Source organism: Aequorivita viscosa (genome assembly GCF_900106795.1).
Classification (GTDB): domain Bacteria; phylum Bacteroidota; class Bacteroidia; order Flavobacteriales; family Flavobacteriaceae; genus Aequorivita; species Aequorivita viscosa.
In genome coordinates, this window is record NZ_FNNS01000038.1 from 1 (window position 1) to 19,214 (window position 19,214).

General features: G+C 33.5%; 21 protein-coding genes. 18 read left to right on the plus strand and 3 right to left on the minus strand.

The window, feature by feature from the left end; genetic code table 11:
• On the minus strand, positions 1–886 hold an 886-nt coding region (locus tag BLW28_RS14810), incomplete at its 3' end, for a transposase (RefSeq protein ID WP_143036909.1).
• Between the two features lie 189 nt (positions 887–1,075).
• On the opposite strand from BLW28_RS14810, the gene BLW28_RS14815 reads away from it, so the two are divergent.
• From BLW28_RS14815 to BLW28_RS14835, 5 genes are all read left to right on the plus strand, one after another.
• Entirely contained in the window at positions 1,076–1,483 is a 408-nt protein-coding gene (locus BLW28_RS14815; protein ID WP_143036910.1) for a hypothetical protein, read from the plus strand.
• Positions 1,484–1,707: 224 nt separating this feature from the next.
• Positions 1,708–2,166, plus strand: a complete 459-nt coding sequence (locus BLW28_RS14820; RefSeq protein WP_073221040.1) for a hypothetical protein — start codon at positions 1,708–1,710, stop codon at positions 2,164–2,166.
• Positions 2,163–2,606, plus strand: coding sequence for a hypothetical protein (locus BLW28_RS14825; RefSeq protein ID WP_073221037.1), 444 nt, complete (start codon positions 2,163–2,165; stop codon positions 2,604–2,606). Before BLW28_RS14820 ends, BLW28_RS14825 begins: the two co-directional genes overlap by 4 nt.
• Before the next feature lie 165 nt (positions 2,607–2,771).
• Positions 2,772–3,290, plus strand: coding sequence for a hypothetical protein (locus BLW28_RS14830; RefSeq protein ID WP_073221034.1), 519 nt, complete (start codon positions 2,772–2,774; stop codon positions 3,288–3,290).
• A complete protein-coding gene (locus BLW28_RS14835) occupies positions 3,277–4,605 on the plus strand; it encodes a nucleotide-binding domain-containing protein (protein ID WP_073221033.1) in 1,329 nt (442 codons plus the stop codon). Before BLW28_RS14830 ends, BLW28_RS14835 begins: the two co-directional genes overlap by 14 nt.
• 157 nt (positions 4,606–4,762) lie before the next feature.
• Here BLW28_RS14835 and BLW28_RS14840 read toward each other — a convergent pair whose 3' ends face one another.
• Positions 4,763–5,734, minus strand: a complete 972-nt coding sequence (locus BLW28_RS14840; RefSeq protein WP_073221030.1) for an IS110 family RNA-guided transposase — start codon at positions 5,732–5,734, stop codon at positions 4,763–4,765.
• 376 nt (positions 5,735–6,110) lie between these two features.
• Here BLW28_RS14840 and BLW28_RS14845 point away from each other — a divergent pair, with 376 nt between their 5' ends.
• The 3 genes from BLW28_RS14845 to BLW28_RS14855 all read left to right on the plus strand — a co-directional run bounded on the left by BLW28_RS14845 (position 6,111) and on the right by BLW28_RS14855 (position 8,966).
• Entirely contained in the window at positions 6,111–6,941 is an 831-nt protein-coding gene (locus BLW28_RS14845; protein ID WP_083540826.1) for a DNA-deoxyinosine glycosylase, read from the plus strand.
• A 230-nt stretch (positions 6,942–7,171) separates the two neighbouring features.
• Positions 7,172–7,597 carry a hypothetical protein gene (locus tag BLW28_RS14850; RefSeq protein ID WP_073221028.1) on the plus strand — a complete coding sequence of 142 codons (426 nt, stop codon included), beginning with the start codon at positions 7,172–7,174 and terminating at the stop codon, positions 7,595–7,597.
• A 178-nt stretch (positions 7,598–7,775) separates the two neighbouring features.
• Positions 7,776–8,966, plus strand: a complete 1,191-nt coding sequence (locus BLW28_RS14855; protein WP_073221025.1) for a Shedu anti-phage system protein SduA domain-containing protein — start codon at positions 7,776–7,778, stop codon at positions 8,964–8,966.
• A gap of 634 nt (positions 8,967–9,600) precedes the next feature.
• On the opposite strand, the gene BLW28_RS14860 is transcribed toward BLW28_RS14855, so the two are convergent.
• A complete protein-coding gene (locus BLW28_RS14860) occupies positions 9,601–9,984 on the minus strand; it encodes a hypothetical protein (protein ID WP_073221022.1) in 384 nt (127 codons plus the stop codon).
• An 84-nt stretch (positions 9,985–10,068) separates the two neighbouring features.
• On the opposite strand from BLW28_RS14860, the gene xerA reads away from it, so the two are divergent.
• The 10 genes from xerA (at position 10,069) to BLW28_RS14910 (ending at position 18,729) form a co-directional block, all read left to right on the plus strand.
• Positions 10,069–11,199: a site-specific tyrosine recombinase/integron integrase gene (gene xerA / locus BLW28_RS14865; RefSeq protein ID WP_073221019.1), complete on the plus strand. Its 1,131-nt coding sequence runs from the start codon at positions 10,069–10,071 to the stop codon at positions 11,197–11,199.
• A gap of 111 nt (positions 11,200–11,310) precedes the next feature.
• Complete coding sequence (locus BLW28_RS14870; RefSeq protein WP_092842586.1) at positions 11,311–11,928, plus strand: hypothetical protein; 618 nt, start codon at positions 11,311–11,313, stop codon at positions 11,926–11,928.
• Positions 11,929–12,067: 139 nt separating this feature from the next.
• On the plus strand, positions 12,068–12,802 hold the full coding sequence (locus BLW28_RS14875; protein WP_073221015.1) for a hypothetical protein: 735 nt from the start codon (positions 12,068–12,070) through the stop codon (positions 12,800–12,802).
• Between the two features lie 159 nt (positions 12,803–12,961).
• A complete protein-coding gene (locus tag BLW28_RS14880; protein ID WP_073221012.1) occupies positions 12,962–14,260 on the plus strand; it encodes an AAA family ATPase in 1,299 nt (432 codons plus the stop codon).
• A complete protein-coding gene (locus BLW28_RS14885) occupies positions 14,190–14,795 on the plus strand; it encodes a hypothetical protein (RefSeq protein ID WP_143036911.1) in 606 nt (201 codons plus the stop codon). Before BLW28_RS14880 ends, BLW28_RS14885 begins: the two co-directional genes overlap by 71 nt.
• 136 nt (positions 14,796–14,931) lie before the next feature.
• Positions 14,932–15,666, plus strand: coding sequence for a hypothetical protein (locus BLW28_RS14890; protein ID WP_073221007.1), 735 nt, complete (start codon positions 14,932–14,934; stop codon positions 15,664–15,666).
• A 144-nt stretch (positions 15,667–15,810) separates the two neighbouring features.
• The gene (locus BLW28_RS14895) at positions 15,811–16,260 is read left to right on the plus strand and encodes a hypothetical protein (protein WP_159431785.1); all 450 of its coding nucleotides are present in this window, start codon (positions 15,811–15,813) and stop codon (positions 16,258–16,260) included.
• 165 nt (positions 16,261–16,425) lie between these two features.
• On the plus strand, positions 16,426–17,040 hold the full coding sequence (locus BLW28_RS14900; protein ID WP_073221002.1) for a hypothetical protein: 615 nt from the start codon (positions 16,426–16,428) through the stop codon (positions 17,038–17,040).
• A 165-nt stretch (positions 17,041–17,205) separates the two neighbouring features.
• The gene (locus BLW28_RS14905; RefSeq protein WP_073220999.1) at positions 17,206–18,186 is read left to right on the plus strand and encodes a hypothetical protein; all 981 of its coding nucleotides are present in this window, start codon (positions 17,206–17,208) and stop codon (positions 18,184–18,186) included.
• A 159-nt stretch (positions 18,187–18,345) separates the two neighbouring features.
• Positions 18,346–18,729, plus strand: a complete 384-nt coding sequence (locus tag BLW28_RS14910; RefSeq protein WP_143036912.1) for a hypothetical protein — start codon at positions 18,346–18,348, stop codon at positions 18,727–18,729.
• The last annotated feature ends 485 nt before the right edge of the window (positions 18,730–19,214 follow it).

Sequence of the window (19,214 nt, forward strand, 5' to 3'; positions counted from 1 at the left end):
GCTTTACAATATCCGCCAACTGCTGGTTGTCCTTCCCGTCCGCGTGGTATGCCCGGATATCCGTTATTACGTGGTGCGCTATATCCACACTGAGCTGGCTCAGGTAATTCAGTTTCCTGGCCTTCCCTGGTTTTACGCTTATGCGTGCATCGGGATCGGTGGGACTGTAATGGGTCTTGTTGCTGGTGTACTTGCTGCCCTTATTACCTGCTCCAGGGCGCTGGTCCTGATCCTTGCTCCAGCGTTTGGTGCGACTCTTTATGGCATCCAGTTCCTTCTGGCTTGCAGTGATCCTTCGCTGGTTGTCATCTGCCTTGTCTTCTTTGGATTTTCTAATTGGTTGTTCCTTGTCCATCGCACTGATATGGCGAACCCTACGGAGATGACCTTCAAGATCTTCCTCAGGAACTTTGAGCTCAAGGGTATCCATACTCGCATTGGCCTTAACAGGCGCAGAATCGATAGTCTGGGTGTGGCCGCTGACCATTCCGCTCTCTATGCACAGCTGCAGCACTTTTACGAAGACGGATTCGAAGATCGATTCCGGGAACAATTGTCGGGTGCGGCTGATGGTGCTGTGCCAGGGAAACTCCTCATCAATATCGTACCCCACAAAATACATAATATCAAGGCGCATCGAACAATGGTCGATCAGCTTGCGGTCACTGATAATGTTCTCCAAATAACCGACTAAACATAATTTGAAAAACACAACAGGGTCGATACTCTTCTGTCCACTAGAGCCGTAAAAGTCTTCTGTAAGTTTGTATAAAAAATCAAAATTGCATGCTCCCTTCAAGCGGCGGTAGAAATTGTTCTCAGGAACACGCGAACTGAGACTGAAAGAGTTGAAAAGCTTTTCTTGGTATATCTTTTTTCCTTGCATGGCATGAAATTACGAAAATTCCTTAACTTGTGCAACAGGCACATTGCATAAACGCAATAGCGGGCAAGTGCTTAACCCGAAATTAATTTTATAAATTTAAAGTCTGGTATAAATCGAAAAGTAAGTGCGCCAATCCCGCTACTGCGTTTATACGAGACGTTGTACGCAAGCTGAAAACCGAATATGGAAATGACAATTGACAAAATTGGAAAAGAATATTTCTCAAAAAAAGAAAGTGATATAATTGATTTCCAAACAACTGAAAATTTCGGATTGAAAATAATAATTTCGACTTGGAAAAATGCTGAAAAACAAATCGGAATTGAATATGAATTCGACGGATTTAACGGATTTCGGTATTTGGACGAAGGCGATTTTTTAGGTTATTGGGATTCGCCAGATTTCAAAAACGGATTTCATCTCTTTAGAATAATAAAAGGTGGATGGAAATCAGGAGAAGTTACACAAAACGGAATTTTGGATGTTAGTAGAGCGGTTGACGACTTGAATGAATTTTTCATAGCAACAACAAATGGATGTTTGACTGTTTTGGCTTATGAGAAACCGACTATAACTGAAATTGAATTAAAAAAATAAATAAAAGCCAGCGTACAACAAGCTGTATAAAAAAAATAGGGCAAGTCAGTGCTAAACCCAATGTTTAAGGCATATTTGCGAGGTCGCCAAATCTTTTGATTTGGCTTTAGAACAAAAATATAAAACAAAATGCAAAAGATCTGGCTTGTGGATAATCTAAAAGGTAAATGCTTATTTTCAGCCCTACTTCTTTTATACTAAACGTTGCCAACTATTAAGAAAATATGAGCGAAAGTATATTATTTTGGAAGGAATATATAAAACTTTACTGTTTGGAAAAAGAACAAACAGGATTGTCTATTCCCAATATAGTAGGAAGCGTACGATTAAATTCCAGCTCAAAGAATTATTCTATAAGCGATTTTCTTACAGATGTGGCTAATGAAAATTTTGAAATTTTAATATCGGAATGCCCAGATATAAATGAACTTGTATTTGGCAAATTTAAAAATTGGGATGCCCCAAAGAATTATTACCAACATATCAATTCAATTTATTTTTCTAAATCTAATTTTCGAAATGAAATATTGGACTTAAAAAGTTTAGCAAAAGAATTGGAAAATCAATATTATCTTAGAATAGAAAATCAAACATATTCTAAAGAAAATGGTAGTTGGGTTTACTTAACTTTAGAGGATGAGCAAAACCATTTTACAGTAAACCAGCGATTAAAAAATTTATGAAACATATAAAACTCAATTTCAAATACTTGTCTCTTCTTCTGATTATTCAGTTATTTTTATTAAGTGCCTGCAACAATAATAAGGTTATAAATGAATTCACTTATGACCAATTTAAGGAAGCACTTTATTATAATAGTTCAACAGGTGACTTCTCTGATTTAGGTAATTTAGAAATGTGCATAAATAGATGGGGACTTCCAAAATATGTTAAGTCTATTGGAACTATGGATATTAACGGCAACAACAGCAAACTAAATGCAATTATTTTTGAATGGTCAAATATTAACATAGATGGTAAAAATGTGGAAATTACATTCGAGCCAATACCAAATTCTGGTAAATCCATTGAAGATGTTTTCACTAATTCAATTAATGAAAATAAAGCTCGATATTTAAAAGTTAAGGAATATAGACTTGTGCCAATTTCATCAAGCAATTGAGTAAAAATCAGTTGGCAACACATTATATAGGCTATGGCTTGGTCACTCCTCACGTGGAAAATCCTGTGGATTTTCCAAAGCCGGTTTTAATCAGTAAAAGTCTGTGCCGGGCACGCCACAGCTCATATACACAAACGTTGTGTGTAATACCCAAAAAACGAACATATGGAAGAAATATTAAACTTTTTTAACCATCCCTTCTTTGTAATTGTCGGAGGAATTAGTACTGCAATAGCAGTTGTAATTTTCTTTTATGGAATTTATTCTATTTTCAGAGGAATAGTACCTGTTTGGATAAGACTTGGGAAAAGTTTGCACAACAGAAAAATTGCAATTTATGCAGAAAATGACTTTGAAAGTTTAAAAAGTCTTTTATCGGATTCGGGTATTTTTAAAACTAAAAACATCACACAAATCACAAAGGATTCAATTGCAAAAGGAGAAAAATTCACTATGATGTTAGTAAACTATCCTGAATTTAATGATGATATTAAATCAATTCTTAAACATAAAAGAGATAGTGATTCGCTTATAGTTTATGCACCACAATCAGAAGGTAGAATTGAGCAAAAATTAATGGATAAAATAAATGAAAACCGAAATTCAATAGTCGTAAATTTTAGAGGAAGACTTTTAAATGATATTGTGACTTCAATGATTACAACGACTTATGAAAAAAAATAAAATAAACTCTACATTACGTAAATTTGTAAAAGAACATCTTTCCCCAACACAAGATGATATAAAGTTCGTTTCAAAGATTTATCAATCTTTCAATGAACTTCTAGGCACACAAAATTGTATTCAAATTGGTTCTTATCCACGATATACGGCAATTCGACCTTTACACGATTTAGATATTTTATACATTATTGGAAATTGGGAACATTTAAAAACTATTCCAGAAAATTTACTATCAAATCTTGCAAGAAGATTTAAGCAAGAATATAAAAACCCTACTCATTACTCAATTACTATTACAGTTCAAACACATTCAATATCTTTCAAATATATGAATGGAGAAAACGAAGTTTTTGCTGTCGATTTAGTACCATCTCTAGTCAACTCAAAAAATGAATTTGGCCTTGACACTTATTATGTTCCAGAAATAATCAAATACCAAAGAGGACAAAAAAGGTTAGAATATTATCAACGCATTAAAGAAAAACATAGTCAGATAAATTGGATTAAGTCTGACCCAAGAGGATATATTGAGGTTGCAAGTAGGTTAAATAGTAAAAATGAAGATTTTAGAAAAAGTGTAAAGTTCGTCAAAGGGTGGAAAAACTATTGTAAGGAACAAAATGAAAATTTCAAACTCAAATCATTTCATATAGAACAACTCATCACTATAAACTATTTAAAAAACTCAAGTATTGAAATTTTCGATAGCGTGTTTTTATTCTTTACTAAATTAAAAGATGACATAAAAGCACCCAAAATTAAAGACAGAGCGGACAACACACGTTACATAGACGAATATTTGAATGAACTGACAGAATCAGAAACTAATTTGATAAATGAGGCTGTAGATTCTATTTTAATAGCATTCGAGAACATCAATTCAGAAACAAAATTTGAGGATTTAATTAATTGCGGTTTCTATAAGAGAATAAGGGAAACTGAAAAATTCCTATTTGACCAAAATATTCCTACATTAATAGACGAGAGTCTTGTTTTTGAAGTTGATGGATTTATTGAAAAATATGATGGATTTAGAAAATACAATGCTAGCCTTAAAAAATCAAGTGGAATAGTTGACACTAAAAATCATATAAGCTTTAAAGTTGTAAATAACAACACCTATTGCGATTTAGTAAAATGGAAAGTTCAAAATGACAGAAATAGTGAACAACCAAGAGGAGAAATAACAGATTATAAGACTCATCAAAATCCAGAAAACACAGCATATATTGGAAAACATTTCGCAGAATGTTATGCAATAAAAAATAATATTTGTATAGCGAAAGATAGAGTAAATGTGATTGTAAAAAAATAAGTACTACACACAACAAAGAACTGAGGTAAAAACCAAACATTTTCTCCATTAAATTTTGACAAAGTTTTCCTGGCATTGTTGAAATGGAACAAATCTTCTTTCGTCGATTTGTTTCCAGTTCAACAAGCTATAAACAGCACCAACATTTTAATATTGGTTATTTAATTTTTAGCACTGAAACGTATTCATCATTATAAGGCAAACCCGAATGTGCTATGGCGAAACATTGTTTTAACAACTTATTTGCCACTGCAATAAGCGCCAATTTTTTGCTTTTACCTTTTTGAACAATGCGCTCATAGAGTTCACGGCACGCTTTATTGTGTTTACAGGCATTAAAGGCACAAAGAAATAACAAGTTGCGAAGTTTTTTATTGCCAACTTTACTAATCCTACTACGCCCTCGCAAACTGCTGCCTGACTCCCTAATTGTTGGTGTTATACCCACGTAACTACAAAGCTGTGCTCCCGTCTCGAACTTGGAAAAACCATCGGTTATCACAATTAAAAACAAAGCTGTCTTGGCACCAATACCAGGAACGGTTTGCAGAAGGGTAAGCTGTTGCTGCTGCTCTTGTTTTACCAATTCCAGCAGTCGTGCTTCTATTCCTTCAAGCTCTCTGTCCAAGTGTTTTTTATCACGCTTTAAAGAACGGTACACAAATTTTGAAGGGATACCCAAAGTTTCCTCACCGTGCATTTTGTTCTTGGTAGCAGTACGCTTTTTAAGATAACTGTCCATTAACCGGAACAGCTGCAAGCACTCGGCCTGTACATTGGTCAGCGCATTGTAAAGTGGAACCTCATTGGCCAGAGCATACTCACAGATGGCCTTTGCATCGCTCTTGTCGGTCTTTACCTTGGCAAGCTTCATCTGGATAAAACGTTTTACAGATAAGGGATTTACAACAGACACCGCCACATTGTTTTTGTAAAGAAACTGTGCGAGCCTGTAATGATAGTAACCGGTTGCTTCCATAACTACAATTGAATCCTTAGGAAGTATCTTTAAAAAAGATTTAAATCCCTTTTCATCATTTTTGAACTGGTTGTGGCCACTGCTACTGCCGTGTACGTCAAAGACATCTTTACTGATGTCAACTCCAAAAGTTTCCTTATATTTATTCATAGAAAATTGTTTATGAAAGAACCAGCTACTTGGGTCACAACAACTTGAAAACGAGGTCTAGGCCTCACAGAACTGAACGTGATTTAAGTAGTAAAAGAGCGGGGATTATCAATGTTGTCGAAGTCTAAAGCTTCACTGTATATAGTAACCTTACTCCGCTCTTTTGTTCTTTCTGATTAATACTTAAAATTAAATGATTTAGTAAAAATCAAACTTAAGACGTGTATAGCTCATTGCGGCTGAATTCCTAATCGGAATTCATTGCAATTTGCTATCTTTCGGTTACGGCGGAAAATCATAGCTGATTTTCCGCAACGAGCCATACACAAACACGTTATAGCCAATGGTAAAAAAGACCGTCAACAAATAATGAGCAATGACCGAAATAACAAGAAATAGAACTATACGACCTTCGACAAGACTTGAGAAATCGAAAAGTTATAAAATCGACACCAAGACAGTTTCTCGGGGCGACATTTTGGTGGTTAACATTGACCATGAAACAAAACCGTTTCGTAAGACTTTTAAATTTAATGGTTCAGATGTTGCTCATAAAGACAGTATCAATTTTAGGATAAATGACTATGGAACTTCTATTGACATTAGTTGGAGCGGTGCGACACCATTAGGAACAGCAACATCAAAAGCCACAATACCATCATCAGCACCAAAAATATTGGCAAAAAAAGTGGTTGACAAAGTTGCCTCTAAACCAACTACTGCACACTTAAAAACATCATTCGACCCAATTTCAAACGCTGACACGACTATTTTAATTTTAGGAACTATGCCAGGTGATAAATCTCTCGAACTTGGCGAGTATTACGGACATTCAAGAAACAGATTTTGGAAGATCATTTCGACAATTACAAACAACGGTTTACCACTGACTTATGCAGACAAGAAAGCACTTTTGCTCAAGACAAAAATTGGCATTTGGGACGTAGCTCATAAGGCAAATAGAAAAGGAAGTCTCGACAGTGCAATAGAAGACGAAGAACCAAACGACTTGAAAAACTTTATCGCAAGACATAAGAATTTAAAAATTATCGGTTTCAACGGGACAAAATCCCAAGCCTTACACGACAAGTATTTTGACAAAAAAAACGGAATAAAATATATTCCATTACCAAGTACAAGTCCAGCAAACACAGGAATTAACTTTGACAATATCTGTAATGTATGGAGACAAATTTTGACCGAATAATTGACGAAAAAAAAAGAACCACTGGCTATAACAAAACCTAAAAGCAAGCGGGCAGAAAGTGCTACATTTGAAAATACTACAACTAAAAAAACTCCGTAACGGTTGACAAAGACCCGGGTTTCAAAGCCCGCCAGCTTTTAGCCAGAACGTTATGCGGCATTTTGACAAACTCTCCGTTTAACAATGAACAATTAGACTAAAGGTATTGCGTTAACTTATAAAATTCAACTATGAAAAAAAATATTATCAGAACTCTTACCACTTTTGCCCTCTTAACTTTTATTGCTTCGTGTGATAGACCTGAATGTGAAAATACAAACTTAATCTTCGAAAAATATTCTCCTGATGCAAAAAAGTATAAAGACGAATTAGTTAATCAATTGGCAAAGGTTGACAGATCCAAATTGACTTATTGGATGGACTCTTATCAGGAAGGCAAAAACTCAAAATACATCCATACTCACATTCAAGGTGACGGACTGTGCGCCAAAATTGTTCTTGAAATAAATGATTCGGAAAAAGGGATAAAGGGAATAATTAAAAATAAAGGCAAGGGCTATCACGGTGCTGAACTTGAAAATCTAAAGTTTGACATCAGGCAAGACAGCAGTTCGACTAAATTCATTTTTCAAGAAATTAACGGAATTATAGACTAAAAAATAACGACCGCATAACATCGGCTATAGCCAATGTGGGCTGAATAGTTATAAATGAGTATTCTGCACTTAATAAAAATTATCAACAGTTGACAAATACATGGTTTCAAGACCCACACTGTCCATAGCCGAAAACGTTGTGCTTCATACCAAAAACAGTCCGTAAGAAAACAAACTTATGAGTAAGAAAGAGAAAAAAGCAAATAAAGAAAAAATAGACAAAGACTCTTTTGAGGAATTGGAGCTTACTTCTCGAATATTTATGGACTTTGATTTACAAACTCATTTTAATTACTCTTACAAGCAAACGCGATTTCAATTTTCAGATGCTTTAAGAACATTCTTAAATGAAAACCCCAGAATTTCAATTTATTTCACAAATAATAAGGAAGTTAATGACTTCATACAGTATGGGAATGATTGGTTGGTAAATATTGATGATTATATCAGGTTTTGTAATGAAATAGGTTATTATCGGACTGACCCTCGAAGAGTTGAAGCCTATTTTGGACAGCACATTTCAATCGCTAATTTAAGCGTTTCAGACGAAGAAAAAATTGAATTTCTAAAGACAAGCGTAAACGACAAAGACTTGCTAATCGGAATTAAAAACCTTCCTGAAAAATCAAGAAAAGCACTAATTGATGCTATGTTCGAAATAGACACTTCTGATGAAAAAGAAGAATCAAATTCTTTGATTTCAGAATCAGAATTTATTGAAATTTTCACAAAGTTTTTGACTAATAAAAAAGTTCAAAATTCTTTTTTTGCAAAGATTCCTGAAATCCAAATCAAAGCACTCGAAGATTTAAAAGAATTTATTGAAAATAATTTAGATAAAAGTGAGACTTTTATTCAGAATTGGATTGATGAGGATAACGGCAAATATAGAAGTACAAGATGTATGATTTTTGGAATTGAATATGTTGACCCAATAAGAGAGGGAGAAATAATGGGTAGGAAGAGGTTTGATATTCTTGCAACGCAAAATTTAGAATACCATATTTTAATTGAGCTAAAATCACCAACAGCAGAAATTTTTGATATCGAAGAAAAGGAAAACAAAAATGGTGGAAAATCTACTTCTTATAATCTTTCAAAAGATATCTCAAGAGCAATTCCACAGATATTAGGTTATAAAAAATGGTATGAAACTATGTCTGAAGAAAAAATAGAGGAATTAGGAATATCCGAAAAGAAGAAAGTTTCAGATTGCATAATCGTTATTGGACAGAGAAAAGAAAATAAGGTATGGAAGGAGAATTTTCAAGATTTAAAAGATAACATCGGAATAAAAATTTGGACTTATAATGACCTTATTGACAGAATGACAAACACAATTAGAAATTTAAAAGAAAATCTGAAATAAAGTACGAAAGCACAATAACTAAGCATTCGTGTGGTCGGTACGACCCAACATGAATGTCCCGCACCTGCGGGATTGACTGAACCGGTGTATGTCGGTTTGTCCTTATGGGGGTTGGTCTAGGTTGGGATGGGTTTTCAGGAGTCGGTTTTCCCCGATTTGGGGTCGTTGACTGCAATTTTTGATGTGGCCGCTTACCTTTCTATATTAAATTGAGTAACCGAAAATATTATGTTATTTCCTGCAGTGCGCACATTGGCAAATAGCATTGGCAATAATTTGATATTGCTTTAATGGAAAGAGTTTCTGTTTATTAAATTATTGCTTATGTTTCGTCTTTCGACTTCGCTCAAGATAAACTACACCGTGGGCTCTTGCGATTGGAGGAGTGTAGCCTGCGGTACGAAAGAATGAGTAAGTGCTGAAGGTGGGTGTTTAAATCGATAATGAGAATTTGTGTTGGATGAGGAAAGAACGCGAGGGGACTCGCGCACTAGCGGGGTTTGATATTATTGCAGATTTACAATTTTAGTGTTTTAGATTATTATAAAGTTCAGTTTTTATAAACATACAGGTTTTTATATTTAAGGATTTAATTACAAGGCCAAATTTCACGATTTGGCTTTTGTTTTTACTATTATTTTTTTGTCATATACTCTTGCCATTTTACCAGGACAAATTTTTCTACCCCATGTTCTGATTTCTTTAGAAAGCCATATTCATATATAAATAAATAGACGTCTTGGTTTTTGTTTTTCCAATAGTGGGTAAAGAAATTGGGGTTAAATCCTTTATTTATTAATATTTCACTTCTTACGGTTGCTTTTCCTGCTCGATTGAAGTTTTTTAAAATGCGTCGGTTTGTTTTTAGTTGTTTATCTACTTTGGTATAGAAATTTGGTTTTTCTTCTATTGATTTTTGGTAGTGATAGGAGCTTTTACAATAGGTGTCGCAGAACTTTTTATCTGATCGACCAGACAAAAGTTTGTTGCATGATTTGCATTTTTTTTGTTTTTGCATGGCTATTGGATGTTTATCTGATTGTTATACGTTTATTATACGCTTAATATACGGTTAAAATGTTGATTATTAGTATTATTGGTTATGGATTTTAAAAAGCATATTACTTTAAGGCACTTATTGCTAGATAATAAGAAATATATTGGTTTGCAGTTTTATTCGGATAAGGTATTGAATGCATTGATACGGGAGTTGCCGGGTTTACAATGGTCTGAGGAGTATAGCATGTATTATATAGTTAATAATTCTAATAATCTTACTAGTATTTTTACTGTTTTTAAGGGTGTTGCTTGGGTTAATGGCAAGTATTTTTTTGGGTCTAATAGATCTAAGAATTTGGATGAAGAGTTTGATGTTTCTTGGTATAAGAAAAGAGCTTTGCCTGATGATTATAGGGCTTGTCCGCCTTGCTATTTACAGAAGCTAGAATTAAAAAAGTATGCAAACAATACGGTGAAGGCTTATGTGTCTTGTTTTGAGCGTTTTATTAATTATTATAAAGGTAAAGAAATAGATACTTTGAATGAGTTTGATATACGAAGGTATATTCAAATGTTAATACAGAAGCGTCATTCTACCTCTTATATTAACCAGGCTATTAACAGTATTAAGTTTTATTATGAAATTGTTTTGGGTATGCCTAATAGGTTTTATGAAATAGAGCGACCTAGGAAAGAAAAGAAGTTACCTGTTGTTTTGTCTAAGGAGGATGTGTTTCGTGTTATAGCCTCGACTAATAATTTAAAACATAAGTGTATAGTGAGTTTACTTTATTCGGCTGGATTAAGGCGTAGTGAGCTTTTGAATTTGAGGCCTGAGAATATTGATAGCAAGCGAATGGTGATACGTGTTGTTGGTGCTAAGGGTAATAAGGATAGGTATACATTGTTGTCTAAAAAGTTGTTGGTGGATTTAAGGTTGTATTATAAGGAGTACCAACCTAAGGAGTATTTATTTGAGGGAATGAAGGGTCGTAAATACCATGCGAATAGTGTTTTTAAAATAGTGAGTAGTGCAGGGGAGCGGGCAGGTATTCTAGTTAAGGTTTCGCCACATGTATTGCGTCATAGTTTTGCTACACATTTATTGGAGTCTGGTACAGATTTAAGATATATTCAGATGTTATTAGGTCATAATTCTACTAAAACGACAGAAATTTACACACATGTAGCCACAAATAATTTTGATACTATAAAAAATCCGTTAGATTTGTAGGTATGATGGATATAAACTCCCTATGGGAGTTTATCCAATTGTTGGCGCTAATTTGAAAAAACGACATTGACAAAGAACTTCAGCATATTGATTTTTAAGCAAACCAGAGTAGTGATAAGCATATTTGCTTTTGCTATTTTGTTCATACCTGTTTTGTTGCTTCCAAGCCATATTGACAACTCAATTTTACAATTAGTGGTGACAGCTCTCGGAATAATTGGACTGTTTGGACTACTCTTTTATTTCTCATATGGACGACTCAATGTGACTTACGACAATGAAACTCTCCATTTTGAATGGCAGCAAAAACTGCTATTCAATTATGCGAAAATTCCAGACATTGAAATCAATGAAATAAAACGACTAGTGATTGACCAAGGACAAGTTCTAAGAAAAATAGTGACCGATAAGACTGAAATAACTCTTGGAAATAATCGACCAAACAATGTTTTTAAAATTGACTCACAAGTATTTATAGACTTCCTTACCGACCAAGTTGGGAACAAAGGAATAATTGACAGTTGGGACATTTGGGTAGAAAAAGGATATTTAAAATGGGCATTAAGAGTTAATACGATAATCCTATTTGGAGCGATTGGACTTTTAGGATTTTTTGCGGTGACAAAGGGATTTGATAAAATACCACCTGCAAGTTTCTTTATGCTGATTTTCTTTTTACCACAAATGTTTTTATATCAGAAACAGATGAAAAATAAAATAAAAAACTAGCGCCAACAACACATATAGCTTATGGCGGGTGAACGGATATCATCAAGGTTTTCGCTCCGTAGCCAGCTTTGGTTTCGGTGGACAGGAAAGTGCTTCGAAACCGCCACAAGCCATATGCAAAACGTTGGCATTAATTTGAATGAAGAACATTTTAACATACATTTTATTAATTTTCATATTTAGTTGTGCTTCTACAAAACAGAAAGAAAAATTAATTGGAAATTGGTATTCAAATAGTGATGATAACTACGGGTTTATAGAATTTCAATTTTATAATGACTCACTAATTGTTTATGATAAACTGGGAAAAGAGTTTTCACAATGGGAAGTCAATGAAAACAAAATTCAATTAACTAATATAAACGGATTTACTAATAAAAAGGAATTAACCTATTCTTATAAATTAGGTAAATCAAACGAATTACTTAACCTTAAAATTTTAGGAGACACTATAATTCAACTCCCTGAACTAGTAAAAGCCAAAAATACTTATGACTTTTTCCAAAAAAATATCGGTATTATAATTGATTTACCGATAAAAGAAAATGAATTAACTCAAATAGGTTTCCCTGACAATTTAACTTTTAATATTTACGCAGGTTTTTCAAACAATAGTTTAATTGTAAAAACAGACTTTTCATCTGACCTAAAAAACTTGGAAAAAGAAGTAACCGATTTTAAAAAAAACTCACGAGAAGAATTAAAAACATTCTTAAGATTTAACTTAATTGCTGACAAAAATATAACTGAATCTCAAATGGACTCAATTAAAGACCAACTTAAAAGAACTTCAATTGAACGGATTTTCAGAACTTATAAAAATAAACAAACCGATTATGAAAATAATTTAAATTGGTTTGGACAAAAAGAATAAAAACTAATGCCAACACCGTGTAAAAATAATTGCTTGGTTCTAGCCTATTCGGAAAATCCTACGGATTTTCCTCTGGTTCGTTCCATTTTTAGTAAGTTAGTTGCTCGCACACGCAACTATCCTTACACAAACACGTTGGCAGTAATTTGATCAAAAAATATGAAAATACTTTATTTAAATAATTTTAGAGGTTTTAAAGAAACATATATTCCTTTTCTGGATATGAATTTCTTTGTAGGTGAAAACAGTACTGGAAAGTCCTCTGTACTGTCCTTACTTCGTCTTATTTCAACGCCACAATTTTGGAACAATGATGATTTTAACACCAATGATATTGAACTTGGATTTTTTAACGAATTGGCAAGTAAAAATATAAAAGGAATAAAAGAATTTCAGATAGGTTTTAGAATAGACTCTGAGAGTAATGACAATGAAAGGGATAGAGCATTCGATACACTTCTAATAACGTATAAAAACGAAAAAGGTTCGCCAAAACTTTCTGAAATGAGAATGCTAATTGAAGACATTAGTGTTCTATTAAAGATCTCAAATAAACAGATTAGAATTTATCATAAATCAGTCAGTTATGACGAAAAAGACCCTGACTCATTTAAATTATGGGTTGATGATTCTAATTTTGAAGGTGTTAAATATAAAATATACTCTTCTGATGATGAATATGGTAACAGAGTTTCCTTCTATGAAATAAGAAGGTTTTTGAGAAAAGAACTGCCTAAAAAATATAAAATCGAAGGATTGGTACGCCCAAACTTTTTACCATACACAACTTGGATTGCACCAATTAGAACCAAACCAAAAAGAATTTACGAAAGTTTTAAATTGATTTTTAGTCCGGAAGGTGACCATACACCATTATTAATTAAATCTATTCTTGCAAATCAATTTAAAAAGAATATTTCTAAAGATGAGTTCTCACGAAGAATGAGTTTTTTTGGAAAACAAAGTGGGTTATTTGATAAAATAGAAGTGAAAAATTTAGGAAAAGATTTGTCATCACCCTTTATTTTAAATGTATATCTAAATGGTATGCCTTTAAAATTAACAAATGTTGGTTATGGTGTAGGACAAATTTTACCATTACTAACTGAAATTTTAGTTACATATAAAGGCAGATGGTTTTCAATTCAACAACCTGAAGTTCACTTGCACCCAAAAGCTCAAGCTGCTTGGGGCGAGTTCATATATTCAGCTGCCTCAAATGACAATAAGAGTTTTTTAATCGAAACTCATAGCGATTTCATTATCGACAGATATAGATACTGTTTAAAGAAAGGAAAATCAAAACCAAAAAGTCAGGTTTTATTTTTCGAAAGAAACAAAGAGGGTAATAAGGTTACACCTATCTGTATAGAAGACGATGGTAATTATGCAGAAAATCAACCAACGTCATTTAGAGACTTTTTCCTTAACGAAGAGCTTAACCTTTTATCGCTTTGATTCTATGTGTATAATAATTGATACTAATACTTTTAAAAGTGTTTTTGATGAAGAATCAGCAAAGCACGAGGAATTTAAACCTGTATATGACTGGATTTTAGAAGGAGAAGGTAAGATTGTCTACGGAGGAACTAAATACAAAGAAGAATTAAAAAAAGCTTATCGCATAATTAAGGTTTTTGGTCAATTTGCAAGAATGAGAAAAGTAATTCCTATAGATGATAGTGAAGTAGACAATTATCAAAAAATCCTTGAAGAATTAGAAAATCATAGAGATTTTGACGACCCACATTTGGTATCTATATGCTATATTTCTAAATGTCGTTTGGTGTGTACGGATGAAAAACGTGCTTTACCATTTTTAGCAAGAAAGGATTTTTATCCTAATAATTCCCCACGTCCCAAAATATACACAGGGAAAAGAAATTCAGATTTGCTTTGCAGAAATAATATGGCTGAAATATGTATGCCTTGTGCTAAATTGAAAAAAGTTGAGTCAGAAGAATTAAGAAAAACTACTGCCAACATTGTATAAAAATAATAGCGGGTTAATCGTTAAACGAAAAGTGAAATTTATAAATCAAACAACATAATAAACCTAAAAGTAAGTGCATAAAATCCGCTACTATTATTATACTATACCGTTGTGCATAATATCCGAAATCACGAAAATGAAGAAAATAACTACTATAATTTTGACTTTATTAAGTCTTACAAGTTTTGCTCAAAGCATTGAAACTATTACCGAAAAAATATCGGACAAAATTTGTGAATGTATGAGTGATAATCTTAAAAATTACTCTGAAATCAAACCTGAGTTTAATAGATGTTATGATAAGGAATTTAATTTCATTTTTAACATTGTTGATTCGGCTGAACATAAAATATTAGTTCAAAATGGAGCATTAGATAAAGTGAAAAATGGAATCATTCCCACTTTAAATGAACGGTGTGAAAAAATCAGAAAGCTAATCAAGGCTGACGTAGAAAATTCAACTGAATCAGAAACCAAAAACCCTTGTCCGACAAATTTTGAAAGTAAAGACTTAAAGAAAATAAGTAAACGAAATGGAGAAATAGTTGCGTTTAATGGATTAGTGACTAAAGTTTACACAGCCCATAATGACAAACCGTACTATCAGGTTAAGTTGGAAGGCGGAAACACAATTTGGATTGCTTCACTTGTAAACAGCGGATACGAGAAAGAAGGAAAAATAATTAGACTTTTAGGGTATGTTTCAGAAGTCGGTAATGACGAAATAGCTAAACAGTATAACCAGACTGACTATCATATCCTTGCATTTTGTGTGATTGATATGGACAGCAAGCAAATGGCAATGATGCCAGGTTCAGAACTTCAAGTAAAAGAATGGATGAACGGAACAATTCCCAAAGCAAAAAAGTGAAATACTATGCACAACACGAGGCTATAATCTATGGCCGGTTTGTAGGTGACGGACACTTTTGTGCTTTTCACTATCTTTATCTCGGGCGGATAGTGAAATGGTTTTAAAACGGCCACAGATCATAGCCCAAACGTTGTAAGTAATTTGAGAAAAACACTAACCATATTAATAATGTTGAGTCTCGGTCTCTTTTCTTGTGAATCTGAAAAAAAATATTCGGATTTTAAAGAATCGGACTTTTATGAGGTTCAAGGAATTATTAACTACGCAAATCCAACAAGCGACCCTTTCGACAGTCCAACTGAAAAAAACATCAGCTTCACTTATTTTATAGACCGACCAAATCCAAAAACAGGAATCGAAAATGAATTGGAAATGTTTGAGGCAAAAAATGGATATCCGTTAATCGTTCTTGTGCATAAAGATGATGAGAACATAAGCTTTTATGGCAGGGTGGGAATTCTTGGAAATTTGAATGAGAAGGAAAAAGCGTTCCTAAAAAAACATTTTCAAAATGAGATGAATAAGATAAAAGAAGACATACCCGAACACATTTATGACACTTTAACAAAAGATACAATAACGAAAAATTAAACTGTCAAAAAATAAAAACTACTTACAACACGGTATATAAGCTATGGCTTGGCCAGTCCACACTTGGAAAATCCGAAGGATTTTCCAAAGTCAGTTTTTATCAGGAAAGGCCTGTGCCGAGACACGCCACAGCTCATATACAAGAAACGTTGGCAGCCATATAAAATGAAAAAACGGCAAATATTCATATTGATTGGACTACTAGTCATAATTGGTCTTGTAACAAATCTTCCGTTTCTACCCGGACCCAATAACCTTTTTAGAATATCCCAAGCGATTTATGACGGTAGTTCGATGCTCGCTCTTTTTGGACTTGTCCTAATCCCGATTGGACTTATTTGGACTATAATACTTTATAAAAAAAAGGAGACCAAAAACCGATTTGCCTCAATTATTCTTTGGGCGTTACCCTTGACACTTTTCGTTTCCACCTCTTATCTATCAATGTTGACTAGAAATTTTAGTCGAAGTATTGCGATAGAGCGAGCACAGACATTGATTCAGGAACTAGAAGACTTTAAATCAGTATATGGATTTTATCCAGACTCCTTGACAGTTGCAGGACTTGAAACGCCTTCGACAGGAATAATTGGAATTGAGGACTTCTACTACACAAAGAACGATAGTAGTTATGAATTGACTTTTTATCATAATGTAATTCTCAGTTTTAACTATGAAATCGTGACTTACGACAACACAGATAGACACACAGCCAAAGGAGAAATTAAGGAACTACATGAAACGGGTTACGACCATTGGAAATATGAAATATTTGACTGAAAAATAATAAATACGGCTGCCAACACTAGGCTATAGCCAATGTGGGCTAATCGTTAAAAATGAATATCTTGCACTTAATAAAAATTATCAACGGTTGACAAAAACTCGGTTTCAAAACCCACACAGGCCATAGCCGAAAACGTTGTAGTGCATATAAACCACAAAATGAGAATTACGATAATATTAATAATCTTAATACTTGCCTCAGGATTTACATTCCTTGATATTGCGCCAAACCCAATTGATGCTAAAGGTATTTACACCAAGGAAGAATGCAAAATACAAATGCAATCCGAAGTCGTTGAAGTTGATATTTATGACGGCTATTCTATAGTTAATTGTAAATTTTCAATGCACAACAAAGGAGAGGAAACTAGTTTGGAGATAGGTTTCCCAGAGATGAATTTCCAATACTGGTCTATTGGTGGTTACGAAGAAACGGACAAATCAAAATTTAAAATTACAGTAGACAATAACAAATTAACGTCAAACGACATTAAAGTACCCGAAGAACTAGAAGAACTCTATCAAGAATTTATTAATATTCAAAAAATGGAAAGAGAGTATATTAATTTAAAGGACAGCATATATTCAAGCTACAACATTAAAGAAAGAAAAGACGGAAGTAAGATTTATAAGAATCCTGAAGACTTTAAGCAAGTAACTACAATAATAGATTCACTATCCACATTACACTTCAACAACACCGCTCATTCTTCTAGCCTTTATGCCCAATTCGATGAAAAAGTCAGAAATGGAGTTTTTCCGTGGTACGTATGGGATGTCAACTTCAAAGAAAATGAGAGGAAAGAAATAACCGTTAGTTATCGAATGCCTATTGGACTTGGTTACGGTGGAAAATACAGATATTTCAGCTACCTATTGAATACTGGTAAAGGATGGTACGAGGAAATAGAAAATGCAAAAGTAATTTTAAATCTTCACGATGTACCATTAGAGAATATCGAAAAAATAGAGCCAAAGGGATATGAATTTGATGAAAGTGACAAGGTAATTTCCTGGGAATTTAAAAATTTAGAACCAACAGAAGAAGACGATATCTATCTTGAATTCTTCATTAAAAAGGAAAGAAAACAATTTGAAAGGTATATGAAAAAGAAGAGAAGAAAAATCAATAGAAACTAAAAAATACGCACTACAACAACGCATATAGCCCATAGCTGGGTCTGAGCCTGTTTTGAAAATTCCTGCGTAATTTTCAACCGTCCGTGTCCGTCTGCTGAATTCCGGCTATCACACGCTACGGTCCATATGCAGACCGTTGTGCATAAGTTGAAAAAAATCGTGACTAAATACAAAATTTTAATATTAATCGGACTTTTAGTTTCGTGTATCACAGAGAAAACTGAATACGGAAATGCGGAATTATCTCAAAAAATAAATCTGACTGAAATTAGTAGTGTTTTCAAAAACTCGACTGAATTTAATAATGATACTCTGAAAATATCTGGTGTATTGCATCTTGATTTGGAAAATAAAGGAATTTATGCCAAATCTGATAAAATATGGCTTAACTCTTTCAAACCAGCAACGGAATTAGATAGTGTGTGGAAAAGAATGAACGGAAAGAAAGTTGAGTTAATCGGACTTTATAAAAGCGGAAAAACTGGTCATTTAGGATTATATAATGGACAGTTTACTGAAATATATTATATAAAAACTAAATAAAACCTATGCACAACAATGTATAACCGCAATTACGGCGGATTCGACTACGGCCGAATCCACTCGGAATTGCTAACGTCTGTTCTTAACCCAAAAATTAAGTAACTTTAACTCCATAACTGCGGTTATACGAGACCGTTAACGGCAATTTTAAAAATGACAATGTCCATCTTTTTCGATTTGGATCAGTTCTTTTTTTATTTAATGGGAACATTTTAAAATAAAGCAGGCGCAATGAGAATTGCGACTCAAAGTCTTAGCGATTACAATCGTGCAAATTAGCATTTGTAACGTTGGGAACGTCTAAAAGACTTTGTGTCAAGGTATTGAAAAAATATTAGAAAGTCAAGTATTTGATCATTTTTTTAATGCCGCAACTTTTATTTTAAAATGCTTCTAAGTAGTAAAAAGAACTGATCTGTTCAGCTTCGGGCGACTTCATGTAGTCAATGCCTAAAAGAAATAGCCCGATTCAGCAAATCAAAAAG

What these genes read in the sequence shown, in the direction of transcription:
- BLW28_RS14875 (WP_073221015.1), top strand. Translation starts at nt 12,068, where the DNA reads ATGAAGAACATTTTAACATACATTTTATTAATTTTCATATTTAGTTGT.
- BLW28_RS14820 (WP_073221040.1), top strand. Translation starts at nt 1,708, where the DNA reads ATGAGCGAAAGTATATTATTTTGGAAGGAATATATAAAACTTTACTGT.
- BLW28_RS14840 (WP_073221030.1), bottom strand. Translation starts at nt 5,734, where the DNA reads ATGAATAAATATAAGGAAACTTTTGGAGTTGACATCAGTAAAGATGTC.
- BLW28_RS14880 (WP_073221012.1), top strand. Translation starts at nt 12,962, where the DNA reads ATGAAAATACTTTATTTAAATAATTTTAGAGGTTTTAAAGAAACATAT.
- BLW28_RS14885 (WP_143036911.1), top strand. Translation starts at nt 14,190, where the DNA reads ATGCAGAAAATCAACCAACGTCATTTAGAGACTTTTTCCTTAACGAAG.
- BLW28_RS14825 (WP_073221037.1), top strand. Translation starts at nt 2,163, where the DNA reads ATGAAACATATAAAACTCAATTTCAAATACTTGTCTCTTCTTCTGATT.
- BLW28_RS14890 (WP_073221007.1), top strand. Translation starts at nt 14,932, where the DNA reads ATGAAGAAAATAACTACTATAATTTTGACTTTATTAAGTCTTACAAGT.
- BLW28_RS14860 (WP_073221022.1), bottom strand. Translation starts at nt 9,984, where the DNA reads ATGCAAAAACAAAAAAAATGCAAATCATGCAACAAACTTTTGTCTGGT.
- BLW28_RS14815 (WP_143036910.1), top strand. Translation starts at nt 1,076, where the DNA reads ATGACAATTGACAAAATTGGAAAAGAATATTTCTCAAAAAAAGAAAGT.
- BLW28_RS14905 (WP_073220999.1), top strand. Translation starts at nt 17,206, where the DNA reads ATGAGAATTACGATAATATTAATAATCTTAATACTTGCCTCAGGATTT.
- BLW28_RS14845 (WP_083540826.1), top strand. Translation starts at nt 6,111, where the DNA reads ATGACCGAAATAACAAGAAATAGAACTATACGACCTTCGACAAGACTT.
- BLW28_RS14900 (WP_073221002.1), top strand. Translation starts at nt 16,426, where the DNA reads ATGAAAAAACGGCAAATATTCATATTGATTGGACTACTAGTCATAATT.
- BLW28_RS14830 (WP_073221034.1), top strand. Translation starts at nt 2,772, where the DNA reads ATGGAAGAAATATTAAACTTTTTTAACCATCCCTTCTTTGTAATTGTC.
- xerA (WP_073221019.1), top strand. Translation starts at nt 10,069, where the DNA reads ATGGATTTTAAAAAGCATATTACTTTAAGGCACTTATTGCTAGATAAT.
- BLW28_RS14855 (WP_073221025.1), top strand. Translation starts at nt 7,776, where the DNA reads ATGAGTAAGAAAGAGAAAAAAGCAAATAAAGAAAAAATAGACAAAGAC.
- BLW28_RS14850 (WP_073221028.1), top strand. Translation starts at nt 7,172, where the DNA reads ATGAAAAAAAATATTATCAGAACTCTTACCACTTTTGCCCTCTTAACT.
- BLW28_RS14835 (WP_073221033.1), top strand. Translation starts at nt 3,277, where the DNA reads ATGAAAAAAAATAAAATAAACTCTACATTACGTAAATTTGTAAAAGAA.